At 59.3% G+C, this 19,857-nt stretch carries 15 protein-coding genes and 1 pseudogene; 6 read left to right on the top strand and 10 right to left on the bottom strand.

Annotated elements, in window-relative coordinates; all coding sequences use genetic code 11:
- Nucleotides 1-265 precede the first annotated feature (265 nt).
- On the bottom strand, nt 266-2,320 hold the full coding sequence (tkt, locus tag ACP7EW_RS28050) for a transketolase (RefSeq protein WP_426221333.1): 2,055 nt from the start codon (nt 2,318-2,320) through the stop codon (nt 266-268).
- A 178-nt stretch (nt 2,321-2,498) separates the two neighbouring features.
- Between tkt and ACP7EW_RS28045 the strand changes: the two genes are divergently transcribed.
- A complete protein-coding gene (locus ACP7EW_RS28045) occupies nt 2,499-2,723 on the top strand; it encodes a DUF465 domain-containing protein (protein ID WP_038843444.1) in 225 nt (74 codons plus the stop codon).
- Between the two features lie 472 nt (nt 2,724-3,195).
- Here the strand turns inward: ACP7EW_RS28045 and ACP7EW_RS28040 are convergent, their stop codons facing one another.
- Complete coding sequence (locus tag ACP7EW_RS28040; protein WP_426221331.1) at nt 3,196-4,053, bottom strand: EamA family transporter; 858 nt, start codon at nt 4,051-4,053, stop codon at nt 3,196-3,198.
- Nucleotides 4,054-4,376: 323 nt separating this feature from the next.
- Nucleotides 4,377-5,753, bottom strand: a complete 1,377-nt coding sequence (gene hglS, locus ACP7EW_RS28035) for a 2-oxoadipate dioxygenase/decarboxylase HglS (RefSeq protein ID WP_426221329.1) — start codon at nt 5,751-5,753, stop codon at nt 4,377-4,379.
- Nucleotides 5,754-6,042: 289 nt separating this feature from the next.
- Here hglS and ACP7EW_RS28030 point away from each other — a divergent pair, with 289 nt between their 5' ends.
- Together ACP7EW_RS28030 and ACP7EW_RS28025 are read left to right on the top strand one after the other, a co-directional pair.
- Entirely contained in the window at nt 6,043-7,452 is a 1,410-nt protein-coding gene (locus ACP7EW_RS28030) for an OprD family outer membrane porin (RefSeq protein WP_426221327.1), read from the top strand.
- Nucleotides 7,453-7,521: 69 nt separating this feature from the next.
- Nucleotides 7,522-10,155: an MGH1-like glycoside hydrolase domain-containing protein gene (locus ACP7EW_RS28025; RefSeq protein ID WP_426221325.1), complete on the top strand. Its 2,634-nt coding sequence runs from the start codon at nt 7,522-7,524 to the stop codon at nt 10,153-10,155.
- 45 nt (nt 10,156-10,200) lie between these two features.
- Here the strand turns inward: ACP7EW_RS28025 and ACP7EW_RS28020 are convergent, their stop codons facing one another.
- Nucleotides 10,201-10,515: an SCP2 sterol-binding domain-containing protein gene (locus ACP7EW_RS28020; RefSeq protein WP_048730219.1), complete on the bottom strand. Its 315-nt coding sequence runs from the start codon at nt 10,513-10,515 to the stop codon at nt 10,201-10,203.
- A 56-nt stretch (nt 10,516-10,571) separates the two neighbouring features.
- Nucleotides 10,572-11,282 (bottom strand): histidine phosphatase family protein, encoded by a 711-nt coding sequence (locus tag ACP7EW_RS28015; protein ID WP_426221321.1) that lies wholly within the window; start codon nt 11,280-11,282, stop codon nt 10,572-10,574.
- 193 nt (nt 11,283-11,475) lie between these two features.
- Between ACP7EW_RS28015 and sohB the strand changes: the two genes are divergently transcribed.
- Nucleotides 11,476-12,501, top strand: coding sequence for a protease SohB (sohB, locus tag ACP7EW_RS28010; protein ID WP_269130901.1), 1,026 nt, complete (start codon nt 11,476-11,478; stop codon nt 12,499-12,501).
- A 6-nt stretch (nt 12,502-12,507) separates the two neighbouring features.
- Here the strand turns inward: sohB and ACP7EW_RS28005 are convergent, their stop codons facing one another.
- A complete protein-coding gene (locus tag ACP7EW_RS28005; RefSeq protein WP_426221319.1) occupies nt 12,508-14,043 on the bottom strand; it encodes an MFS transporter in 1,536 nt (511 codons plus the stop codon).
- Nucleotides 14,044-14,193: 150 nt separating this feature from the next.
- Between ACP7EW_RS28005 and ACP7EW_RS28000 the strand changes: the two genes are divergently transcribed.
- A complete protein-coding gene (locus tag ACP7EW_RS28000; RefSeq protein ID WP_426221317.1) occupies nt 14,194-15,069 on the top strand; it encodes a LysR family transcriptional regulator in 876 nt (291 codons plus the stop codon).
- On the opposite strand, the gene ACP7EW_RS27995 is transcribed toward ACP7EW_RS28000, so the two are convergent.
- Nucleotides 15,047-16,162: an MDR/zinc-dependent alcohol dehydrogenase-like family protein gene (locus tag ACP7EW_RS27995; RefSeq protein WP_426221315.1), complete on the bottom strand. Its 1,116-nt coding sequence runs from the start codon at nt 16,160-16,162 to the stop codon at nt 15,047-15,049. The genes ACP7EW_RS28000 and ACP7EW_RS27995 overlap by 23 nt on opposite strands.
- Before the next feature lie 63 nt (nt 16,163-16,225).
- Complete coding sequence (locus ACP7EW_RS27990) at nt 16,226-17,233, bottom strand: substrate-binding domain-containing protein (protein ID WP_033902333.1); 1,008 nt, start codon at nt 17,231-17,233, stop codon at nt 16,226-16,228.
- A 481-nt stretch (nt 17,234-17,714) separates the two neighbouring features.
- On the opposite strand from ACP7EW_RS27990, the gene ACP7EW_RS27985 reads away from it, so the two are divergent.
- Nucleotides 17,715-19,271, top strand: coding sequence for a TerC family protein (locus ACP7EW_RS27985; RefSeq protein ID WP_426221313.1), 1,557 nt, complete (start codon nt 17,715-17,717; stop codon nt 19,269-19,271).
- Here the strand turns inward: ACP7EW_RS27985 and ACP7EW_RS27980 are convergent.
- Nucleotides 19,252-19,362 (bottom strand): annotated as a pseudogene (locus ACP7EW_RS27980) (GGDEF domain-containing protein); the annotation flags it as partial. The gene ACP7EW_RS27985 and the pseudogene ACP7EW_RS27980 overlap by 20 nt on opposite strands.
- A 60-nt stretch (nt 19,363-19,422) precedes the next feature.
- Nucleotides 19,423-19,854, bottom strand: coding sequence for a thioredoxin family protein (locus ACP7EW_RS27975; protein WP_426221311.1), 432 nt, complete (start codon nt 19,852-19,854; stop codon nt 19,423-19,425).
- Nucleotides 19,855-19,857 lie beyond the last annotated feature (3 nt).

Here is a 19,857-nt window from a genome sequence, read left to right as displayed (position 1 = left end):
ACCGGCAGGGATGCCGGTTTAGCCGCCCCGCGCCATGGATGGCGCGTGGCGGCGGCCCCCCAAATACCTGTCGGATTACGGGCACACCGAGCCTAGGCGAGGTGCCGAGTGTTGGGGCATGAGCCCTTTTGGTTACTTTTGGGGCTCTTTTCCAAAAGTGACCCGCCGTAAGGGCGGAACCAATATCAGCCGTTACCTAAATAACGGATATGTACCCCACCCAAAAAAACTGCCCCCCGCATTCGCCCGCAATCCCACTTTGAGCTCAACCCTGAATCAATTGAACCTGCGATACAGCCTGCCTCACCACATTCTCAACGGTAAACCCAAACTTCTCCTGCAACTTGGCCAACGGCGCCGACGCACCAAAGCTGTTCATCACCACCTTGGCCCCGGTCTGCCCGACATACCGGTCCCAACCCAATGGCCCAGCCTGTTCCACCACGACCCGCGCCTTCACTGCTGGCGGCAACACGCTGTCGCGATACGCCTGGTCCTGATCTTCAAACAACTCCCAACTCGGCATGGAGACGACCCGCGCGGCAATCCCTTCATTCTCCAACTGTTCATACGCCGCCACCGCCAAGCTGACCTCGCTGCCGGTCGCCAACAGAATCACCTTGGGCTCGTCCGCACTCGCCAACACATAAGCCCCTTTGGCTGCCCCGGACGCCGCCGCATACTTCGTACGATCCAATGTCGGCAACGGCTGGCGCGACAACACCACACAGCTTGGCCGATGGGTTTGCGCCAAGGCGACCTTCCACAGTTCCAGGGTTTCATTGGCATCGCCGGGCCGCAGCGTCAGCAACCCCGGTGTGGCGCGCAGTTGCGTGAGGTGTTCGATCGGCTGGTGCGTCGGCCCGTCTTCACCCACGCCAATCGAGTCATGGGTAAACACAAACACCACCGGCAATTCCATGATCGCCGCCAGGCGGATCGGCGGTTTCATATAGTCGCTGAACACCAGGAAGGTCGAGGTGTAGGGGCGCAGGTAGGACAGCGCCATGCCATTGGCAATCGCGCCCATGGCATGTTCGCGAATGCCGAAATGCAGGTTGCGCCCGCTGTAGTCATCGGCACTGAAACGCCCGGCGCCATCGAAGGTGAGGTTGGTCTTGGTCGACGGCGACAAGTCTGCCGAGCCGCCAAGCAACCAGGGGATTTGCTGCGCGAAGGCGTTGAGCACCTCGCCACCTGATGCACGGCTGGCTACGCCCTTGGCATCGGTCTCAAAGCTGGGAAGTTGCGCCTGCCACTGTTCCGGCATCTCGCCCGCGCGCATGCGGTGCAGTTCATCGGCCAATTGCGGGTCGAGGTCGAACAGGGTCTGGTTCCACTGTTGATACAGCGGTTCGGCGCGTTCCAGCAGGGCGTCACGCAAAACAGAACGCGCGTCATCGGGCACCAGGAAGCTTGAATCCTGCGGCCAGCCGTAAGCGGCCTTGGTCAGGTGGATTTCTTCATCGCCCAACGGTTCGCCATGGGCGGCGGCGGTGTTGTGCTTGTGGGGAGAGCCGTAGCCGATCACGCTGTCGACCACGATCAGGGTCGGTGCGCCGGTATTGCTTTTGAAGGTCTCCAGCGCGGCGCTCAAGGCCTGCAAGTCATTGGCGTCGGTCACGTGCAGCGTGTGCCAGCCATAGGCCTGGAAGCGCTGGATCACGTCTTCGCTGAACGCCAACTCGGTGTGGCCTTCGATACTGATGGTGTTGTTGTCGTAGATCCAGCACAGGTTCGCAAGCTCCAAATGCCCGGCCATCGATGCGGCTTCGCTGCTGATGCCTTCCATCATGTCGCCGTCACCGCACAGGGTGTAGACGTTGTAGTCGAACAACACCTTGCCATCACGGTTGAAACGCTCGGCCAACCAGCGCTCGGCCATCGCCATGCCGACGCTGTTGGCGCAGCCCTGGCCGAGTGGCCCGGTGGTGGTTTCCACGCCAGTGGTCATGCGGTACTCGGGATGGCCCGGAGTTTTTGAATCGGCCTGCCGGAACTGCTTGATATCGTCCAGGCTGATTGCCGGCTGGCCCGTGCGCTTGCCATGGGCGTCGATTTCCACCACACCCGCCAGGTGCAGCAGCGAGTACAGCAACATCGACGCATGCCCCACCGACAACACAAAACGGTCACGGTTGGGCCAGTCGGGATGCTCCGGGTGATAACGCAGGAATCGACTCCACAGCGTGTAACCCACCGGCGCCAGGCCCATGGGCGTGCCCGGATGGCCAGAATTGGCCTTCTGCACGGCGTCCATGGCCAGGGTGCGGATCGTGTTGATGCATTGGGTGTCGACAGCGGTGGCGGCATGAGTCATGAAACCGGTCTCCCTCGAATGGCTATCTAGAGTGGAGGGCAGGGCGCCGCAAAGGTTTGATCCAAACACCTGCGCCGCGACGAACGGGGCTGTAATGACCTCGGACATGACAAGACCCCTCGCAATGGTCTAGCTTCTAGGTCGTAGTAAGCCATTGATCAACGTGCGGAGGTACGCCATGCCAGTGAAACACGACCTGTATCTGGATTTGGGGAAGAGCAAGGAAGAGGTTCACGAACGCAGGGCGAGCGACAAACGCCTGGACTCGCTGCTCACTCAATACGATGACGCTGACAAGGAAGTGCTGAAGGCAGAATCGGCAAGCGCCAGCGATGAGGATGTGGAGAAACTGAAGAAGAAACGGCTGTTGATCAAAGACGACATTGTGGCGAAGTTGGGTTAGGCGATGGTCCGCGCTCCTACAGGGCGCGGACACATTTGTTCAGAATTGTCTGAAGGACAGGGCGGCTTTCACTGCCTATGATGCCCACCGCCCACCCGGCTCTGGGGACTGTTGCGGCGCAAGGATTGCGCTGGTGAGCCGGGTGGGTACTTTATCGGGGTGACGTTGAGCCAAATCGGTCGGGTTTAAATCCGTGCCCTGAGCACGCTGATCTGACATAGGTTTGGCGGCCGTGTGCTAGCGCTTGAACGCCAAGCCTAGAATTTCCGAGATTTCAACCCAGCCACCAAATTGAGCTACGGCCCCCATCGAACGGATAGCCTCTTCAGCATGCCCAATCTGGCATCGCAAGCAATAGAGCAATGCACTTGACTCGAATACTGCCTTCATCTCATGTCGCATAATGATGCTTTCATAGATGCTTTCGGCTCTGATGTTTTTTTGCATTTAATGATGTGGCGGTGGAGGTATCTTAAGCAAGGAGTATCGCTAGTATGCCGGCTGTTGTCATGAGTAGTGCCAGGGATAACTTGGGTATTGTCTGTTCGTAGGAAAAAATGCCGATACTGAACAGTGTGAGCGGTAGTATAAACTGTAAAAACCCAGTTACCGATAGTGGTATTTTGTTAGTGGCAAAAGAAAACATCAGTAATGGCGTTACGGATACCACACCAGCGAGCAAGATTAATAAGTTATGGTAAGAGGATTCATTGGGTCGAATGATGGTGAGGTTGAATGCCCAAGTGGCGAGAGTCAGAAGTACGGACAAAAAAAGCGTTTCTAGAAATAATCCACTTACTGCGTCTAATGAGGTGGTTTTTTTTAGATATGTATATGAGCCCCATGTCGTGGCGATCAGCAGGTAGGTCCAGTGATTTAGGTTTTCACTGAGGAGAACGAGAGATACGACCGAGCTTAGCGCAACGATGGTGGACAGCATTTTTCGCGGTGTGATGGGTTCATGGTAAATCAAGCAACCCATTCCAATGGAGATGAAAGGAGCTAGAAGGTACCCGAGACCACTTTCTAATAGATGTCCGTTGAGGGATGACCAAATGAAGGCTCCCCAGTTGAAAGCAATCATTGTTGCGGCTGCGCAGTGCGTGAAGATTAATCCTGATGTAATGTTTTTGAAGTTACCAGCTCGCCTGAATGCAAGGAGGAGCAAAGCGAGAGTGGCGCTGGATAACGTGACTCTGTACATAAGTAATGTTATGTATGAAAAATCGCTAAGTGCTTTCCAGTAAAGAGAAGATGCACCGAGGAGCAAGTTTGCAAGTCCAGATAGACCTGCTGCCAGGTGTTGTTGGCCTATCTTCCTTGGGTTCATAATTTATTATTTTGTTTTATGGGTTTGTGTGTGACATGACCAAAATATTCTTCCTCTTTTATCATGGGGTACATCAGAATATTCGTGGCTGTTGTCATGATATCTCCTGTTCGACACGATTAACGCTGTACGGGGGATCACGTACTTTCAGCTTCGTCTCGATTAGGATTTATCTCAAACCATGGGCTTCCTAAAAACGTGTAGGTTGTTTCTGGCAACGACCTTTCCGAGATATTAGGAGGGATCTACCACTGAGGGGCACCCGGCTCTGGGGACTGTTGCGGCGCAAGGATTGCGCTGGTGAGCCGGGTGGGTACTTCATTTCAACTCAGCAGTGCCTTTGTGCAGGCATCGATAGAGCGCTGCTGCGTCTCTTCATACAGCTTCAATTCATCAATGGTCCGACGGCCCAGCGCCTTTTCAAATTCGGCCTGGTTCGAATTAGCCGCGTAGTGACTCTGCGCCGCATCCCCCAGGTTCGACTGGAAAATCCCCGCCGCACTCACCGGCAGAAAATCTTCATACACCAACGGCTCCACATCGATGTGGCCCGCTGCGATCAGTGCTTCAAGAGTACGCGGTTGCTCGGCCGTACCGCGCGCCGCCAGGCCCTGTGCGGTGGTGAAGTAGCGGAAGTACGCCAAGCCCTGTTCACGCATCTGCGCGTGGTTATCCGGGAAGGCCTGGAAGTGATGTTCCATCAATTGCATATAACGTGCGGCGTTGCCCTCATTGGGGAAGGCGCCCAGTTCGTCGCGCGCGGCGTTCAGCAACTGGTCGTACAGCGCACGGCCTTTGGGGGTGAGCGCCACGCCGCGTTGTTCGATTTCGCCGAAGCGTGCGCTGTGGCTGCCCTGGGCGTCGGTAAAGGCGATGGGTTCGTCGAGGGCCTTGAAGCTGGTCTGGCGCAGCAGGATCGGGCACTGGCGGCAAGGGGGGCCTTCGATCACGGCTTTTGGCGTGATGCCTTTGCCGGGCATGGCAGCCTGGACCTGGTCGATGTCCAGGGTGCGCGGGGTCAGGTGGTTGATGTGCGGGCCTTTGAAGGCGACCACGTCAGCGATCAGACGGTGCTGGTCGCTCAGTTGCTGGTACTGCGCACCGGTCACTGTGGCGGTGTGGTGCCAGCGAAAGGTTTCCAAGGCTTGGCGGACAAATTCATCGGCATCCGCGGCGTTGAGGCCGCCGTCCTTTTCCGCTTGTTCGATCAGCGCCAGGGCGCCAGGGGTGAAGATCGAGCGCTTGGCCAAGGCGGTTTCGGCAAAGGCGCGCAGGTCGGGATTTTCGATCAGTTCCAGGCGCAGCAATGAGGTAAACACACGGAACGGGCTGGTTTGCAGCGCCTGTTCATGCACGGCGCGAAATGCGGTGGAGTGCACGGGTACGCCAGCCGGTGTCAGGTCGTAGTAGCCCACCGGCTGCATGCCCATCACTGCGAACAGGCGGCTGATGGTCGCCAGTTCTTCTGCCGTGCCCAGGCGGATCGCGCCGTGGCGTTCCATGTCCAGGCGCTGGATTTCGCCGGTGCGTTGCAGCTGCTGCGCCAGGTGCGGCTGGGTGTCGAGCACGTGGGCATTGGTCTCGGCCACCAGCTCCATCAGCGCGCCATACAGGGGAACTTCATCTCGGTACATGTCGGACATGGCCTTGGAAAAGCCCTTGCGGATCTCGTCTGGGCTGACATGTGAAGTGGTGGGCATAGAAAAATTCCTGATGGCGATGACGATAGAGGTGACCTTTGTCTGGATTTTGTTGAGCGAAAGGCACGCTTGCAAACGAAGAATCCTCAGGACTTCATTCTGCAAATGAATGAGATGACGTGAATATGACAAAAAACAGCCCGTGAGAAATTTCATTTAAGGGCGTTTTTCCTAACTAATTCTTCACGGAGTCTGCCCCGGTCGGCATGAAAGAATCGTCACGTTTGCAAGGATGAAAACGCCGTTATGCACACCAGACACATAAAAAAATGTTTAGGGGCTGTCGTTAATGAAAATTTCTACACTGGCGTTGTCGATCACCGCCGTCGTTCTTGCACAACAGGCATTCGCTGATGATTTCGGGCTCGGTTCGCTGGGCACGGGCAACGGTCACAGCGGTTTCCTTGAAGACAGTCACGCAGCCATCAGCTCGCGGACCATGTACTACAGCGCGGATAACCGCTCGGGGACCAACAACGACCTGCGCGAAACTGCAACGGCGCTGCGTTTCGACTACAAATCCGGCTTCACCCAAGGCACCGTCGGCCTGGGGTTTGACGTCATGGCCTTCGGCGCGCTGCGCCTGGACGGCGGTGATGGCCACACGGCGGGCGCGGGCCTGTCGGGTAACGGCAACAGCTTCTTCCCGACCAAGAACAACGGCACCGAACCCGCCGATTCCTTTGGTCGTGCGGCGGGCAATGTGAAGTTCCGCGTTTCCCAGACCGAGTTGCATGTCGGTGGTGGCTTGGCGCCGGTGCTGCCGATTTTGGTGTCCAACGACAGCCGCGTAGCGCCGCAGACCTTTGACGGCGGCATCCTGACCTCCAACGACATTCCCAACGTCACCTTTACCGGCGGTGAGTTGAACCGTGCCGAAGGCCGTGCCTCCAGCAACTCCACAGGCTTGAGCGTGGCCGGTGGGACGCGCGACAGTGACAGCTTCAAGTTCGGCGGGGTGGACTACAAACCGTTTGGTTCTTCCGACAACGTCATCGCGAAAAACCTGACGTTGCAGTACTACTACGCGCAGTTGCAAGACTTCTACAAACAGAACTACTTCGGCCTGGTCCACGTCTTGCCGCTGGGCAATGACCAGTCGTTCAAGACCGACCTGCGCTACTTCGACAGCAGCAGCGACGGCAAGAACGGCGAGAGCGGCTACCAGTTCAACAACAACGGCGGCTACGCCAAGCACGCCGGCGAAGTGGACAACAAAACCTACAGTGCGGCCTTCACCTACCAGTTGGGCGGCAGCAGCTTGATGCTCGGCCACATTGGCGTGGGCGACGACGGCGGCTTCGTGTGGGTGAACCAGGGCAGCCTGGCCGATCCGCATGCACAAGGCGCGGGCGGCAGCGACTTCTACCTGTTCACCGATGCTGTGGTGGGCCAGTTCTCCCGCGCGGGCGAGCAGGTCAATTTTGGTCAGTACTCGTATGACTTCAAGGCCTACGTGCCGGGCCTGAAGGCGTCCGTGGCTTATCTGGATGGCCGGGACATCAAGTCGAAGGTAGCCGGTGGCCCTGACCAGAAAGAAAACGAAGCCGACTTCCGCCTGGACTACGTTGTGCAGGCCGGTCCTCTGAAAGGTTTTGGTACGACTTTCCGTACCGGCACCTATCACGGCAAGAACACCGGCACCGCCGACCAGGACCAAACCCGCCTGATCTTCAACTACACCTACGCCATCTTCTAAGTCTTCATGTGCACCCGGGCGTCATTGGGCTCTACACTGCCTCTCATCTGGTAGGCGATGGAGGACCCGATGACGGCCACACCCGACAACCGAATACGTGCAACCCTCGAAGGCCAACGCCTGGCGCAGCAGGATGCCGAGCGTTGGCGCGAGTGGGGCCCTTATCTGAGTGAACGCCAATGGGGCACGGTGCGCGAAGACTACAGCGCCGATGGCGATGCCTGGACCTACTTCCCCCATGAACACGCGCGCAGCCGCGCCTATCGCTGGGGCGAGGATGGCTTGGCGGGTTTCAGCGACAAGGCGCAACGCTGGTGCCTGGGCCTGGCCCTGTGGAATGAGCGTGACGCGATCCTCAAGGAGCGCCTGTTCGGCCTCAACAACGCCGAGGGCAACCACGGTGAAGACGTCAAGGAACTGTACTTTTTCGTCGACGGAGTACCGAGCCATGCCTACATGCGCATGCTCTACAAATACCCCCATGCCGCCTTTCCCTACGCCGACCTGATCAGCGAAAACGCCCGCCGTGGCCTGGCGGATGCCGAGTACGAGATCCTTGATACCGGCGTGTTCGAAGACAACCGCTACTGCGATGTCAGCGTCGAATATGCCAAGCATCAGCCCGACGATATCTTCATGCGTGTCACCGTACACAACCGTTCTGACCAGCCAACCCGTGTGCAGGTGTTGCCCCACCTGTGGGCGCGCAATGACTGGAGCTGGACCTTCGACGCACCCAAGCCGCAGTTGACGCTGGACGGCGAGCAGGTGCTGGCGCGTCATCATGAATTGACGGATCGCCATTTCAGCGCGTGGGGCCAGGACGGTGTGGACTGGTTGTTCTGCGAGAATGAAACCAATATCCCCCGGCTGGATGGGCAGGCGGTGCCGGGGCCGTTCAAGGACGGAATCAATGATTACGTAGTCGGCGGTGACCACGCTGCGATTCGACGCGACAGCGGGACTAAAGTCGCCGCACGTTTCATCCTCGACCTGGCGGGCCTGGAAAGCAAAACCCTCTACCTGCGTTTTGCGCCGGCCGACGCGCCGCCAGTCAACGTCCGCAAGCTGTTCGAGCAACGCCGCCAAGAGGCCGATGACTTCTACGCCGCCTTGCAACACGGTATCGCCGATGAGGACGCGCGCAATGTGCAGCGCCAGGCCCTGGCCGGGTTGCTGTGGTCCAAGCAGCTCTATTATTTCGACGTGAACCAATGGCTCGACGGCGACCCGGCACAACCCGCGCCGCCGCCCGAGCGCTTGCATATTCGCAATACCCATTGGCGGCACTTGTCGAATTTCGACATCCTTTCCATGCCCGACACCTGGGAATACCCGTGGTACGCCTCATGGGACCAAGGCTTTCAGGCAGTGGCCATGGCATTGATCGATCCGGGCTATGCCAAGCAGCAACTGTTGCTGCTGGTGAAAGACCGCTTCATGCACCCCAATGGCCAGTTACCGGCTTACGAGTGGCGCTTCGACGACGCCAACCCGCCGGTGCATGCCTGGGCCAGTTGGCGCGTCTATCAGCAGGACAAGGCGCTGACCGGCGTCGGTGATATGGATTTCCTGGAGCGGATTTTTCACAAGCTGCTGTTGAATTTTTCCTGGTGGGTCAATCGCAAGGATGCCGAGGGGCGCAATCTGTTCCAGGGCGGCTTCCTCGGGCTGGACAATATCGCCTTGTTCGACCGCTCGGCCGCTTTGCCACCGGGTTACCAGTTGGATCAGGCCGACGGCACGGCGTGGGTTGCGGCCTATGCGCTGGACCTGATGCGCATCGGCCTGGAGCTGGCCAAGCGCAATGGGGTGTATGTCGACATCGCCGTGAAATTCTTCGAGCACTTCCTGTATATCGCCGGCGCCATCAACCGCGTCGACGACGGCGCCGAAGGCCTGTGGGATGAGCAGGACCTGTTCTTCTACGATGTGCTGCACCGCCCCGATGGCCAGAACGAGCCGGTGCGCCTGCGTTCCATCGTCGGGCTGATGCCGCTGTTTGCGGTGCTGGTGCTGGAGCAGCGTGAGCATGAAGGCCTGGAAGGGTTGCGCGAGCGTTTGCTGGGCTTTATGAAGCACCGGCCGGACCTGGCCAAACTGGTCTCGCGCTGGAACGAGCCAGGGCAGGGCAATCGCCTGTTGCTGGCGCTGCTGCGCGGTGAACGCACCAAGGACCTGTTGCGACGCATGTTGGATGACAATGAGTTCTTGTCGGCGTTTGGTGTGCGCTCCTTGTCCAAGGCGTTCGCCGAACAACCGCTGGCGCTGAAGATGAACGGCAATACCCTGTGTGCGAGTTACCAGCCGGGCGAATCCGACTCGCGGCTGTACGGCGGCAACTCCAACTGGCGCGGGCCGTTGTGGATGCCGGTGAACTACATGCTGATCGAATCGTTGCGCGAATTTCACCGCTATTACGCCGATAACTTCTCGGTGGAGTACCCGACGGGCAGTGGTTATCTGTCATCCCTGGAGGAAGTGGCTGACAGCCTCAGTCAGCGACTGACCCGGTTGTTTCTACGCGATGAGAATGGCCTGCGGCCGTCGATGGCCGGGTATGCGCAGCTGGAGGCTGACCCGGAGAGTCGCGATCTGGTGCTGTTCCATGAGTATTTTCATGGCGAGACCGGGCGCGGGTTGGGGGCTTCGCATCAGACGGGGTGGAGTGCGTTGGTGGTGTTGCTGCTGCAGCCCAAATAAAAATCCCGCCTGTAGGGCGGGATCGGATTCAGGGTTGCCCGTGAATCAAGCCGGGAACAGTTCGCTCAGCTTCATCGCCAGCATCATGTCGCCTTCGGTGCGCAGCTTGCCGCCCATGAAGGCCTGCATGCCGTCAGTGGAACCGTCGACGATGCCTTTCATGGTGTCGCCGTCCATCACCAGGGTGACCTGGGCGTCTGGGTTTTCGCCTTCCAGCAGTTCGCAGGTGTTGTTTTTTACCACCAGCGAGAAGTTCTGGGTGTCGTCGATGCGGAAACCGAACACCAGGTCCAGGCCGTCGGCGGCGGCTGGGTTGAATTTGGCTTTCATTGCTTCTACAGCTTTGGCTACGTCAGTCATGGTTTCGATCCTTTAGGGTAGAGTCCAGTGACCTTGGGGTCACGGTTGGCCGCAGCTCATCGGAACGTGATGAGCTGCGGCGCCTTCAACAGTTGCAAGTGGGCATGACTGTTGAAGGAAGCCAGTGCCACCTCGCGACCGCGGAATTTTAGCTGGTTGAGCGAGGTGTTAACAATTTGCCAGTTCAGTTCGAACGCTTGCGCGGCAGGCATCCGGGTAATCAGGTGGAGCAGGGCGGTGATGGTGCCGCCAGAGGTGAACACCGCGATTTTCTGCGCGTTGTCCGCCGCTTCAAGAATGCGTTGCAGGCCATCCTGGACACGTTCCACAAAGCCCAGCCAGCTTTCCAGCCCTGGCGGGTCGTAGGTGCCGGCCAGCCAGCGCTCGATGATCAGGGCGAAAATGCGCTGGAATTCGCTGCGGTTCTGCGCGGCGTTGCGCAGGATCTCCAGGGCTTCGGGTTCGGTGGTGAGCAGGTCGGGGAGCAGGGCGCGGATGATTGCGTCGGCATCGAATTCGTTGAAGGCGCTATCGGTTTCCAGTGCCGGTACCGGCAGGCCCAGGGCGCTGTACTGATCGAATGCAGCGGTGGCGGTGTGCTGCTGGCGGCGCAGGTCGCCGGCCACACAGCGATCGAACACCAGGCCCATTTCCGCCAGGTGGCGGCCGAGTACCTGTGCCTGTTCCACGCCGACGGGCGACAGGACGTCATAGTCGTCTGCACCGAAGGAGGCCTGGCCATGTCGAATCAGATAGATGCTGCCCACGTCCGTTTTCCCGGTACGTTGAAAGTCTGGCGAGGTTATGAGGATGCCTGCGAGCTGTCAATGAAAAAACATACGCTTGTTTTAAAAGCTCGTTAGAGGGCGCTTGGTGGCGGTTTGAGCACTGGCTCCCGGCAAGCCCCGTCGGTATGCTTGGGCAATCCGCGCCTGGCGCACCGCACTTGTAAGGAGAACCATGGATTTTTTGGCCGAATACGCGAGCTTTCTGGCGAAGACCGTCACCCTGGTGGTCGCTATTCTGGTGGTACTGATCAGCTTTGCGTCGCTGCGCAGCAAAGGCCGTCGCAAATCCGCCGGCCAATTGCAGGTCAGTAAACTCAATGACTTCTACAAGGGTCTGCGTGAGCGCCTGGAATCGACCTTGCTCGACAAGGATCAGCTCAAGGCCCTGCGCAAGTCCGAAGGCAAGGCTGAAAAGAAGAAAGGCAAGCAGAAAGCCGAGGCCAAGCCACGGGTGTTCGTGCTGGATTTTGATGGCGACATCAAGGCCTCGGCCACTGAAAGCCTGCGCCATGAAATCACCGCCTTGCTGAGCCTGGCCACGCCGAAGGATGAAGTGGTGCTGCGCCTGGAAAGTGGCGGCGGCATGGTCCACAGCTACGGCCTGGCCTCGTCGCAACTGGCGCGTATCCGCCAGGCGGGCGTGCCCTTGACCGTGTGCATTGACAAGGTCGCGGCCAGCGGCGGCTACATGATGGCGTGCATTGGCGAGAAGATCATCAGCGCACCGTTTGCCATCCTCGGTTCCATCGGCGTGGTCGCACAGCTGCCTAACGTGAACCGCCTGCTGAAAAAACACGACATCGACTTTGAAGTGCTGACCGCCGGTGAGTACAAACGCACCCTCACCGTGTTTGGCGAAAACACCGAGAAGGGTCGCGAGAAGTTCCAGGAAGACCTGGACATCACTCACCAGTTGTTCAAGAACTTTGTCTCGCGTTACCGCCCGCAGCTTGCGATCGACGATGTTGCGACTGGAGAAGTGTGGCTGGGTGTTGCAGCCCTCGACAAGCAACTGGTCGATGAGCTGCAAACCAGCGACGAATACCTGGCCACCAAGGCCAAGACCGCCGAGGTGTTCCACCTGCACTATGCCGAGCGCAAGAGCTTGCAGGAGCGGGTTGGCCTGGCCGCCAGTGGCTCGGTGGACCGCGTGCTGTTGACCTGGTGGAGCCGGTTGACCCAGCAGCGGTTCTGGTAAGACTGATCAGCGGTGTACAGGTTTCCTGGAGGCCTGTTGCACCGCTGGTATCGGGTTTCTCATCAATGTCCCCACCACTAAAGCCCCCAGCAAACCCAGCAAGCCCGCGACCCACAGCACACCACTGAACCCACCCACAAACGCCTGCCGTGCCAGCGGTTGCACCACCTCTCGCGCCGACTCCGGTAGCAATCCCATCGCCGCCGGCATATCCCCGGCCACCACGCGTGAAGTAATCCCGTTCACGTGCGCCTGCCATTGCGTGTCGATGCTTGCACTCAGCAGCTGTTCGCTGTGGCTGCTCAGCAACGCCCCATACACGCCAATCGCCAACATGATCGCGCTGAAACGCATGGTGGTGCTCATGCCGGAAGCCATCCCTGCGCGGTCGCGAGGCACGCAGGCCATGATGTTTTTCTGCGTATCACCATTGAGCAGGCCCGCACCGGCGCCCGTCACGGCGATGGCCAGGGCGAAGGGCAGGTAGCCGCCCAGATTGACCGCCCAGGCACTCAGCAAATTGCCGCAACCCACCAGGGTCAATCCGGTGGACATCATCGTCGCGGGCGTAAAGCGTTCGGCCAGGCGCGCGCCAATGCGTGGGCAGGCCAGCATGGTCAAGGCAAACGGCAGCATGCCCAGGCCCGAGGCAATTGCGGAGAAACCCAAGCCGTTTTGCAGGTAAAACGGCAGCAACGTCATCATCACCTGAGCGCAACCGGCGTAGGCAAACATGCCCAGCAGAGCGCCGATAAAGCGTGGGTGGCGAAACAATTGCAGGTCGACCATGGGCCGCTGCTGCAGGCGTTCAACCAGTACGAACACACCCAGCAATGCCGCGCCGCCGATCAGTCGCGCATAAGTCAGCCGGTTATCCCAGCCAATCCGATTGGCCTCGATCAACCCCCAGATCAGGCACAAAAGGCTCGCGCTGAACGCCAGGCTGCCCCAGGGGTCGAGCCGTGCGGACTGGGTATCGCGGGATTCCGGAATGGCGCGCAGCACCAGGCTCATCAGCGCCAGGCCCACTGGCAGGTTGAGGTAGAAGATCCAGCGCCAGCCCAAATACTGGGTAATAAGGCCGCCGAGTGTCGGTGCGGCAGTCATCGCCACGCCCATGCACGCGCCCCAGAAGGCCCAGGCTTTGGCCCGTTCCGCTTCATCGTGGAAGGTGTGGCCGATGGATGCCAGGGCTGACGTCAGCAACAGTGCCGCGCCCACGCCTTTGATGGCGCGAGCGATATCCAGCAACAGCGCAGTGGGCGCTGCACCACATCCCAGGGAGGCGAGGATGAAAATGCCCAAGCCCCAGATCAGGGTTTTCTTGCGCCCGAAGCGGTCGGCGATACTGCCCGCCGGTAGCAGCAGGGCGGCAAACGCCAGCATATAGGCGCTGACCACCCACTCGATGTCGGCAAAGTTTGCCCCTAGGTCCCGAGCAATGCTCGGCAGGGTCACGGCGACGATATTGGTGTCGAGCACAATCAGCGAGCAGACACCGGAGGCGGTCAGCAAGGTAAGGCGTGGTCTGACCCGGCTCATGATTGAATTACCTCAAAGGCAACACGGAAAATGCAGTTGACGGACATCGCAAGGGCTCTCTACTGTTCTAGTCGCTCCAGCATATCCGCGCTGCCCAAAGTCCTTGTTAGCCAGGCGGAACCACTTCATTACCTTTGAGCTAATCCAGCAATGGACATCCGCCACTTTCGCTATTTCCTGGCCGTCGCCCGGCAGCGCAATTTCACCCGCGCTGCCGAACAATTGGGGATTGCTCCGCCGACGTTGAGTCGACAGATCCAGGACATGGAAACCAGCCTGGGCACACGGCTGTTTATCCGTCAGCAGCGCGAAGTCAGCCTCACCGAGGCGGGTGCTGCGTTGTTGATCGAGGCGGAGGCGACGGTGCGTCAGTTCGAGTTCGCCCAGCGCAATGCCCAGCGCGCCGGGCGTGGTGAGATCGGTCACATTGAGCTGGGCTATGTGGCATCGGCGGTGTATTCCGGGGTGCTGCAGCGGCAGATGCGTGGGTTTTGCCAGGCGTTTCCCGATGTCAGCGTGAACGTACGCGAATGCGCCATGGCCACGTTGCCGGGTGCGGTTGCGGACGGGCGCTGCGATATCGGTTATATCCGCTCACCGATGACCTTGCCGGAGAGTGTGCAAGCGCTACGCCTCGACAGTGAAGGCTTTGTGCTGGCGCTGCCGCAGGATTCGTGGCTGCTGGGGTTGAAAGCCATCCACTGTGAGCATTTGCAAAACGAAACCTTCATCCTGCCGGAACAGATCAGCGGCACGCTGCATGTAGCCGCCCAAGGCGGTTTTGCGCCGCGCCTGGGGCCGCAACCCGGAGGTTTGGTGGCGGTGGTCGCATTGGTGTCATTGGGGCAGGGCGTGGCCGTGGTGCCGGCGTCGGTGGTGGGGCATGCCAGCTTGCCGGGCGTGGTGTATCGCACGATCCAGGGCAGTGACGCGTCGTCCTGGCTGTCGTTGATTCACCGGCGCTTCGAAAAAGCGCCGGCGGTGGTGCGATACATCCAGCAGGTCAGGGCTCAAGCACCACCTTGAGGGATTTGTCGCCGCGTTCCATCACGGCAAAGGCTTCCTTGAAATCCGCCAGGGCGAACTTGTGGGTGACCACGTCGCGCATGTCGATCTTGCGGTTGCCGATAAAGTCGATGGCGCGCGGGTACATGTAGGGCCCCAGGTGCGAGCCGAGTACATCCAGCTCCTTGCGGTCGCCAATGATCGACCAATCCACCGTGGCCTCGTCATTGAACACGCTGAACTCGACGAAACGCCCCAGCTTGCGCAGCATCGCCAGGCCCTGGTTGACCGCCTTGTGATGACCGGTGGCTTCGATGTAGATGTCGCAACCGTAGCCGTCGGTGATTTCACGGATCTTGGCCAGCACGTCGACTTCGGTGGGGTTCCACACCTCGTCGGCGCCCATGCGCAGGGCGAGGGCGGTACGTTCGGGCTTCATGTCCAGCACGATGAGCTTTTTCGGGTTGCGCATGCGCACCGCGCCGATGATGCCCAAGCCCAGTGTGCCGGCGCCGGCGACCACCACCACGTCATCGAATTCCACGTTGGCGCGTTCGGCGGCGTGCAGCGAGCAGGCCAGTGGTTCGATCAGGATGGCTTCGTCGGGGGCGATGGAATCCGGCACTTTATGGATGATGCCTTCCTTGGTGAAGATCATGTACTGGGCCATGGCGCCCTGGACATTGTTCTGGAAGCCATACAGGTCGTGTTTCTGGCACATCCAGTACTGGCCGTGGTTGCAGAAGCGGCAGCCCCAGCACGGCACGATCTGCTCGGAAATGACTCGGTCGCCAATCTTCACGCCGCGTTTTTCCGCGCTAGGGCCGAGAGCGACCACGCGGCAGACGAACTCATGGCCGGGGATCATCGGCGGTTTTACGTAGCGCGGTTGCTCGGCATCGCCCCAGAACGAGGGCGCACCGCGATAGGTCTTGATGTCGCCCATGCAGATGCCGCACAGCTCGACCTTGGTAAGGATTTCCTCAGGGCCGGGCGTGGGCACGTCGACGGTTTCCAGCCGGTAGTCTTCCGGGCCATGGCAGACCACGGCCTGCATGGTTTTCGGAATGATCGGGGACAGTTGTTCTTGCGGGCGTTCGGTGACGGTGGACATGGCTGGCCTCACAACAAAGATGAACGTATCGCTCCCGCGCGGGGAGCGATAATCCGGCAGGGCTTACTTGGCGCCGCTGACTTGTTTGTACAGCGCGTCGGCGTTGGCGTTGGTGACCGGCACCCAGGGCAGGATGTAGTTTTTCGCGGTGCCGTCACCCCATTTCACGTCTTTGGCGTAGCGCTCCCAGATCACCGATTGCGGCTTGTAGTCGCTGCCGGCCAAAGCGCGCAGGGCCACATCCAGGGCGCCTTGGGACTGGGCCTGGGCGTCTTGCAGGAAGGTGGTGACTTCGTCTTTTTTTGCCGCCTGGATCGCGTCCGGCATGCCGTCGATGGAAGTGACTGGCACGTCCTTGGAGGTCAGTCCGTGGGATTTCAGCGCTTGTACGGCGCCGAGGGCCATGTCGTCGTTCTGTGCGATCACGCCGTTGATGCCTTTGGGGTGGGCGTTCAGCCAGTCCTCGGTGAGTGTCAGGGCCTGGGCGCGGTCCCAGTTGGCGGTCTTTTTCTCGATGATCTTGATGTCCGGGTGCTTGCCCAGCACTTCCAGCTCGCCTTTTTCGCGGTCGATCTGCGCCGACTGGCCGATCGGCCCCTGGATGATCACCACATTGCCCTTGCCGTTGAGCTTGTCGACCATGGCCTGGGCCTGCAGGCGGCCACCTTCCACGTCGTCATTGCCCACGTAAGGCACGGAGGCATCGGCTACTTTCGTATTGGAGGCGATGACCACCACGTCGTTGCTCATGGCTTGCTTGACGGTGCCCACGCCGGCCTTGGTGTCGATGGGCACGAACAGGATGGCGTCGTAGTGCTGGGTCACCATGTTTTCAATCTGGTTGTTCTGGGTCAGCGCGTCGTAGTTGCCATCAAACACCGTGAGCTGCACGGTGCCATCTTTGACGGCAGGGTGCTCCTTGAGCTCGCGCACCCAGTTCTGCATGAATTGGCCCTTGAGGCCGTAGACCGCCGCGCCGACCTTGTAGGTCTTGCCGTCGGCGGCCAGGGCGATGCTGCTGGCGAGGAGGGAGAGGGCCGCAGCGGCGGCGAAGGTCGTACCAAGTTTCATGATGAGCACCCCATTTATTGTTGTAGTCAGTCGTTCATTCATTGCCTTGTGCTGATCATATGTTTATCAAATGAAAATCTGATCAGTCAATCGCTTTCGCTAAAAATGCTTAAAAAGCGTATTTTATGGGTTTTCATGAATGAGGTGGCGATTTCTGGCATGTATTTTGTTGTTTTTTGTGTGATATAAATTTCAATAAGTGATCATATGATCGTGCTGGTTTGGCAACAGTTACAGATCTTGTAATAGTTTTGCGTTGTGGGAATTTTCCGTTTCGGCTGTACGATTCAAATCCTTTTGTCATCGCAGGATTTGCATGAACACCCTCTCGGAGCCTCCCAGTCGTCTTTCCCCAAGACAACCGCTGCCGCTGTTCCCTCTGAAGCACCCCGTATTCCGACTGCTAACCTTGTACCGGTCCACTGACCGCGCCTTGCCGTGTCCGGCATTCTGAAAATCGATGACTGAAGAGACTTAATAAATGGAATGGTTAGCGGATCCAACGGCCTGGCTCGGCCTGTTGACCTTGATTGTGCTGGAACTGGTACTGGGCATCGACAACCTGGTGTTTATCGCGATCCTGGCGGACAAGCTGCCGCCGGAGCAGCGTGACCGTGCGCGGTTGATTGGCCTGTCCCTGGCATTGCTGATGCGTTTGGGCCTGTTGGCGAGTATTTCCTGGCTGGTAACCCTGACCCAGCCGCTGTTCGAGGTGTTCGACAAGAGCTTCTCGGGCCGTGACCTGATCATGCTGTTCGGTGGTGTGTTCCTGTTGTTCAAGGCCACCATGGAGTTGCACGAACGCCTCGAAGGCCACGTGGCCCAGCGCACAGGCAATGCCGCCTACGCGATGTTCTGGCCGATCGTGGCGCAGATCGTGGTGCTCGATGCGGTGTTCTCCCTGGACGCGGTGATTACCGCCGTGGGCATGGTGGACGAACTGGCGGTGATGATGATCGCGGTGATCGTGTCCATCGGCGTGATGATCGTGGCGAGCAAGCCATTGACCCGCTTCGTCAATGCGCACCCTACGGTGATCATGTTGTGCCTGGGCTTCTTGATGATGATCGGTTTCGCCCTGACCGCCGAAGGCCTGGGCTTCCATATTCCGAAAGGCTACCTGTACGCGGCGATTGGCTTCTCGATCCTGATCGAATTGTTCAACCAGATCGCACGGGCCCGCCGCAAGAAGTCGGCGCAAGGTGTGTTGCCAGTGCGTGAGCGCACGGCTCATGCGGTGATGCGCTTGCTGGGTGGTCGGAGTCTGGCGGTGGAAGAGGTGAGCGATGAGGTTGCCGACCTGTTGGGCGAGCCGGATGCGGCGCAGGGCCCGCTGTTTGATCGACGCGAGCGCGTGATGATCAGCGGCGTGCTGCAACTGGCCGAACGGCCAATCCGCACGCTGATGACACCGAGGGCCAAGGTCGACTGCATCGACCTGGCGGAGGAAACGGAGAGTATTCGCCTGAAACTGATGCATTCGTCCTACTCGCGCCTGCCGTTGATCCGCAATGGTGCGGTCGATGAGCCACTGGGCTTCGTGCACAAGAAAGAGCTGCTCAAGGAATACCTGGCCGGTAACGAGCCGAACCTGGAGCACTTGGCGCGACGTGCCGTCAACCTGCTGGACAGCTTTTCGGTGCTCAACGCCCTGGAGCAGATGCGTCAGGAATCTACCCACATCGCGTTCGTGATCAACGAATTCGGTGACTTCATGGGTGTGTTGAGCATGACCGACATTCTCGAATCCATCGCCGGTGAACTGCCGGACGCCAGCGAAATCGAGGGGCCGGATATCGTCGAAGAGGGCGCAGGTTTTCGCGCCAACGGTGCGCTGAACCTCAATCAGGTGCGTCAGCGCACGGGTTTCAACGCGGTTGCGACCGACGATTACCAGACCTTGGCCGGCCTGGTGATGAGCCTGCTGGACCGCCTGCCCGTGGTGGGCGACAGTCTGGTGTATGAAGGCTGGCGCCTGAGTGTGGCGGCCGTCGAGGAGCGGCGCGTGACCCAGGTGTCTATGGTGCGTGAAACGTAAAGCGGTCCTTGCCCGAGTGCTTTGATACGTACAGCGCCTGGTCCGCCTTGATCAGTGCCTGGTTCAGGGTTTCGCCGTCGTCCACCCTGGCCGCCCGAAAAGCTGACGATCAGGTCGAACACCAGCCAGATTCAGATACTCGCGATGTAGATCAGCAGGCAGAAAGGCTTGAGTCGCTCGGAATCATGCTGGGCGAACTCACGTTGCAGGGCGGGTGAGAAGTGTGTGCAAGCGCGGATTTGGCGGGGCGGCTGATGCGGTTGTAGCGCTTGAACGTAGCCTCAACCACTTGCGCCTGGTTCTCCCGTGGGCCGAAGCCCTGGAGTGTTTCCTCCAATACGCCGTTCCAATAGATTAGTAGCGTTGGAGTGCCCGTGACGTCGGGGTGCCGGGGTGTGCTCGCGCAATCCACTACCAGGCTCACTATCCATGGGTGCTTCCAGGCGCCCAGTTCGAACAAGGGGGCGGACTCTCCACAGGCCGGGCAGTGTTCTGAAACAAACAGGATGAACACGGGGCGTGGTGTATTGAGGATTCGTAGAAAGTCCTTCGCATCGGCAATTTTCCGGGTAGCAGTCCCCATGGT

The organism is Pseudomonas sp. DWRC2-2 (assembly GCF_049897885.1).
In the GTDB taxonomy this organism is placed as follows: domain Bacteria; phylum Pseudomonadota; class Gammaproteobacteria; order Pseudomonadales; family Pseudomonadaceae; genus Aquipseudomonas; species Aquipseudomonas azotoformans_A.
The sequence above is the reverse complement of the archived record's forward strand: the minus strand, read 5'-3'. Positions and strand labels throughout refer to the sequence as shown.